The 5487-nt window shown below is 37.0% G+C and carries 4 protein-coding genes; 3 read left to right on the forward strand and 1 reads right to left on the reverse strand.

The window, feature by feature from the left end; genetic code table 11:
- Positions 1-165 precede the first annotated feature (165 nt).
- From VLB74_RS04690 to VLB74_RS04700, 3 genes are read left to right on the forward strand one after another with little or no spacing between them, the layout of a single operon-like run.
- Positions 166-597 (forward strand): HYC_CC_PP family protein, encoded by a 432-nt coding sequence (locus VLB74_RS04690; RefSeq protein WP_325202302.1) that lies wholly within the window; start codon positions 166-168, stop codon positions 595-597.
- A gap of 60 nt (positions 598-657) precedes the next feature.
- Positions 658-2898: a TonB-dependent receptor gene (locus VLB74_RS04695; RefSeq protein ID WP_325202303.1), complete on the forward strand. Its 2241-nt coding sequence runs from the start codon at positions 658-660 to the stop codon at positions 2896-2898.
- 20 nt (positions 2899-2918) lie between these two features.
- Positions 2919-3257, forward strand: coding sequence for a heavy-metal-associated domain-containing protein (locus VLB74_RS04700; RefSeq protein WP_325202304.1), 339 nt, complete (start codon positions 2919-2921; stop codon positions 3255-3257).
- 349 nt (positions 3258-3606) lie between these two features.
- Here VLB74_RS04700 and VLB74_RS04705 read toward each other — a convergent pair.
- Positions 3607-5487: hypothetical protein (locus VLB74_RS04705; protein ID WP_325202305.1), on the reverse strand; the 1881-nt coding region annotated here is incomplete at its 5' end.

A 5487-nucleotide genomic window follows, 5' to 3' on the forward strand; every position in this document is an offset into this window, starting at 1 on the left:
TTCATGGTGAAACGGAAGCGTTGGTTACACTGAAAAGTAAAATCGAAACGCGCTATGCCATCAATTGTGAGATTCCCTATCAGGGTCAGACTATTGATATCAATTAACAGCAATTTATGTTTTGAAATTGGAAAAAAACGTTACTTTTGACGTGATTTTAACAATATGAAAATAAATAAGCACATTAGTTTTGTTTTAGCAATGCTGATATTGGTTTCCAATGTCGGACTGGCTTTTAATGTGCATTATTGCGGTGGCGAACTGGCCGGCGTTTCATTGGATTATAAGCGATACGAACCTTGTGTCGAGAAAAAAGTCGAAAAGGAAGATGCCTGTTGTGCGACTTCAAACGAACACGACAGCTGTTGTTCCAATGATAAAATCGACTTAAAAAAATCCATTTCAGACGAAGTTATTGTAAAAAGTTTCCAACTCGATTTGGGTGCTTTTACTTTCGTGGATACTTGGAAGCCAGCTACATTTACGGTTGTTGAGCAAGAAGAAATGAAAAGCGATGAGCCGTCATTTTATTGTGACAGCCACGCACCGCCACTTTATAAACTCCATTGTCAGTACCTTTTCTACGACAGATTTTAATGTTTTTCAGATTTCCGATAGCATCGGAGTGAATTTCTATTAAACATTAAAATATAAATCATGTATAAAATTATTATGGTTTTCCTTATGCTGACAGTTAATGTTTTGTCGGCTCAGGAAAATGTGTCGGGTACCATAACCGACGAAAAAAACAACCCTCTTTCCGGAGCTTCCGTGGTGTGGAAGGATACCGACAAAGGGACCACTACCGATGACAAAGGGTTTTTTGAACTGCCGATGAATCCCGGGAGTCACGAAATAACCGTGAGTTATGTGGGCTATCAAAGCATTTCATTAATGGTTCATGAGCCAAAAGAAATCAAAGTACAGCTGAAGCCCAATGTAAGCCTCGATGAAGTAGTGGTAACGACCAAACGAAACTCACTTCAGAAGTCCTACGTGAAAACCGCTAACGTAACTACCATGAGTAGTAAAGAATTACTCAAAGCGGCGTGTTGCAATCTTTCCGAAAGTTTTGAAACCAATCCGTCCATCGATGTGAATTTCTCCGATGCCGTTTCTGGGAGTAAACAGATTAAGATGCTGGGGTTAACAAGTCCGTATATTCTGATTGCGGAAGAAAATATTCCTTCGGTTCGAGGCGCCTCTCAAGCGTACGGATTGTCTTTTATTCCCGGAACCTGGGTGGAAAGTATTCAGATCACGAAAGGCGCGGGAAGTGTGGTAAACGGGTATGAGAGTATTTCAGGACAAATCAATACCGAGTTGTTAAAGCCGGCCACCGATATTCCGTTTTACCTGAATGCTTATGGTTCAACCGACAGTCGTTTCGAGCTGAATACCCATTTCAATAAGAAATTTACGGATAAATTAAGCAGTAGTCTTTTTGTTCACGGTAGTACCCGTGCTTCTAAAAAAGATATGAATGACGATGGTTTTTTGGATAATCCACTTGGGAATCAGATTAATATCATGAACCGTTGGCAGTACAATGATCTGAAAAACGGTTGGGTTAGTTTTCTGAATGTCCGTTATATGAAAGACGAAAAACAAGCGGGTCAGGTCGCTTTTGATCCGGATGTTGATAAAGGGACAACAAACCATTGGGGGTCGGAAATCAATACCGATAAGGTGGATATTTCCTCAAAAATAGGATATGTTTTTCCGGATATGCCATGGAAGAGCATCGGTTTTCAAAATGCATTTAACTATCACAGACAGGAATCGTATTTCGGTTTAAATCAATACAATATTCAGCAGAATAGTTTTTATTCCAATTTGATTTATAACTCAATCATCAGTAATACATTAAATAAATTTGCAACCGGATTGAATTTCACTTCTGATGATTACAATGAATTCGTAACCGTAGGTTTACCGATGGACGTTAGCCGAAGAGATAATTCCCTAGGAGCTTTTTTTGAATACACTTATGACAATACGGATAATTTCAGTTTAGTTGCCGGAGGCCGTGTAGACATGCACAATCGTTTAGGCGTGTTTTTTACGCCGAGAGTTCACATGCGTTACAATCCGTGGGAAAAAGCGGTGTTCAGGGCGTCAGCGGGAAGAGGAAAACGCAGCGCCAATATTTTTGCCGAAAACCAAAATCTTCTTGCAAGTTCCAGAGCGTTTTCGGTTATTAATACAGGAGGGAAGATTTACGGATTGGATCCGGAAATTGCCTGGAATTACGGGGTGAGTTTTACCCAAGGATTCCAGTTGTTTGGAAAAAAAGCCGAAGCTACGTTGGATTACTACAGAACGGATTTTCAAAATCAGGCCATAGTGGATGTTGATTATAATCCACAGGCAGTAGTTTTTCATAATCTGGACGGGAAATCGTATGCCAACAGTCTGCAAATTGATTTCAATGTGGATTTGATGACACATTTATCAGTTCGAACAGCTTATAAATTTTATGATATCAAAACCGATTACCTGACAGGAACTTTGGAGCGTCCGTTGCAGGCAAAACATCGTTTTTTTACCAATTTGGCGTATGAAACTCACATTAAGGAAAAGGGTAAACAATGGAAATTTGATTTTACCTATAACTGGATGGGTAAACAGCGTTTGCCAAATACATCAACCAATCCGGAGCCCTATAAGCTAAATCCGTATTCAAATCCGTTTTCGGTGATGAATGCACAAGTAACCAGAACCTTCTCCAGCGTGTTCGAAATGTATGTAGGTGGTGAAAATATTGGGAATTACAAACAAAAAAATGCTATTTTAGGTGCGGATGATCCGTTTGGCCCGTATTTTGACAGTTCAATGATATACGCCCCGGTTTTCGGACAGATGTATTATGCCGGGATCCGTTTTAAAATTAAATAATAAAAAGTAAACAATAGATAATGAAAAAAATAATGATAGTACTGTTGGTTTCCCTTTTCGGATTCGCAGTACAGGCACAAGAAAAAAAGAATAAAAACGCGAAAGCCGATGTTGAGGTAAAGGGCAATTGTGATATGTGTAAAAAAAGAATTGAAAAAGCGGCTTATTCCGTTGCAGGAGTAAAATCAGCCGTTTGGCATTCGGAAGATCAGGTTTTGCACTTGGTTTATAACGAACAAAAATGTTCCATGGCAGAAGTTGAAAAAGCTGTGGCCAAAGCGGGTCATGATACTAAAGATGTAAAAGCGCCTGTTGAATCTTATGATAGCCTGCATGAATGCTGTCAATATGATCGATAATAAAAAAGCCGACTGAATTACCAGTCGGCTTTTTTATTGAAATAGTGTTTTCCTACCTGTGCAATGCGTTTTTCTGCGCTTAAGAAAATTGATTTATATGTTTTGGAATGTGATATTCAAAGACAATTTAATTGAAAAAAATACGTTAGTAGATTAATTGTATGTCTGCCGTACCTGTTATTATTGATTGAATGGAGCAATGATTGGTATTGTTTTATTAGTTAATAATTTATTGGTCAAATTACCTGATAGGGAATTGATAGCATGATAAAAGGTTCGGTTTCAGCTGAAAATAGAGTTGTTATTGGTTATTAAAAAAGCCGTTCAGGATTTCTGAACGGCTTTTTTTTTAAGGTATTTCGATAATTTTTGTTTCGGAAATTATTTGTCCGTCGGAAGAGATACCTTCGATAACTACTTTAACTGATTTTACATAGTAGTTAGGGATGGCAAACTTGAAAATTCCGTTTTCATCTGTTTCTACATAAGGTTCCCAGTGTATTGTGCCGAAATCCAAAAATCCTTCATTGGTAAAACTGGTGTATTTTGGATTTACGAATTGTTTGGTTTTTTCAAATCCATCTCTTATCACAACTGATTGCGAATTGATTCTGCTTTTTGATGGACCTCCCATTGTTTTTTTGGTGTAAATTCGAATGACTCCATTAGAAGCTCCCATACCTCCGCCAAAACCGTTTTTGTTGATGTAAATTTCGTCAATATATCGAAGGCTGTAGTTTAATAATAAGCTGAAATCATCAATGGGGCTGTCGTCTATGTATATTAGTGGACTTTTCGATCCGTAAAAAGATGTAGATCTTCTGCCTACAATTATTACGTTAGCACCACTCTGTGTAACATCATAACCGTTAGCAGCTATAAATTGTAAAAGGTCTCGTGAGGAATCTTTATCAGAAATCTTAAACCCTTTTGACATATTATTTGAGAAACGGTTAACATTTACAAGTTTTGGACCTTTGGTCTTGGTTTCAATAGTTATACTGTCCAATTGAAGGGTGTTCGCGATTTTCGGGAATGTGTAGTTGGCCGTTCTATTTTCCATTGCTACTGAAGGACATTCTTTCAGATAGTTTTTAAATGGCTTAATGAAAGTTCGATTGTTGTTTAAGATTTGTGTGGCTAATTTTATTTCAGTATAATTTCCTTTTTTGTCTAATAGTGAATAATGAACCAAAGTAGAATCTGATACTAAAATGTTTTTAAAATAAAACTCGTTTTTATCATTTAGTGTGGAAAATACATTTAGTCCCGATGTGATTGAACTCATATTAACTCTGGATTCTCTGTCTTTTGGAGGAACATTTAAGGTTCCTTTTATCGTTAATCCGTTGTCAAATTCGAATTTCTCTTTAGGTGATGTGGTTAACATCGTTTGCCAGTTGTATTTTGATTTTTGACACATTAAATAAGTGTCCAGTTCGTAGTGTTTTCTTTTCGAAAAATTGGAAAGCAAAATGTTGCCGTCAGCTGATTTGCCATTTAATTGGTTGTCCAGTAAAAAAGAATTATACATGGTTTTGTTACCGGTTAGGGATTTGGTTTCGTTTGGTAAAACAGAAATACTTAAGGTTCCCATTAATACGGTGCTGGTTCCGCTTAAGACAATTGAGTCATTTTGTTTTCTTAAAACCTTAAGATCTATATTCCGGTCGAATTTTAAAGGCTTATAAATTATTCTTTCAGCAATTTTTTTATTGTTTTTGTCAATCAGATAAATTGCATTGATCCCATTCATAAAGTTCTCATTCGGTAAAGCCAAAAGTTGTTCTGTGCTGTTCTCTTTGAAAGAAAAAGGAACATATGAATTGTAATCATCTTGTTGGATGACAAATTTTAACGGTTCATTTTTGTATTCCGCAAGACTGTTTGCATTGGTTTTAACCTTTAAAGTAGTCTTGTTTTCGAAAGTGTAATTGTTTGTTGAGAATGTTATTCCTTTGGCTTCCGGTAAAGGCAGGTTTTTTTCTGTTTTGGTGTCGTAAATCGTAAAAACGGCTTTGTACAGTTCGTTCTTTGTCTGTATAATTTCAAATTTACCATAGCCCAGTTCATTAGTGCTGAAATTTGTAATGGTAACTCCCTGCGGATTAATGATTTCCCCATCTTTAATGGCGATACCGTTTCCGTTGCAATCTGTAATTTTGATGGCTATTGTATTGGAAGTGCCTTCTAAAAACACATTTCCTTCCGGGAAAAATTCGGTGGTTAT

The organism is Flavobacterium sp., from assembly GCF_035456225.1.
In the GTDB taxonomy this organism is placed as follows: domain Bacteria; phylum Bacteroidota; class Bacteroidia; order Flavobacteriales; family Flavobacteriaceae; genus Flavobacterium.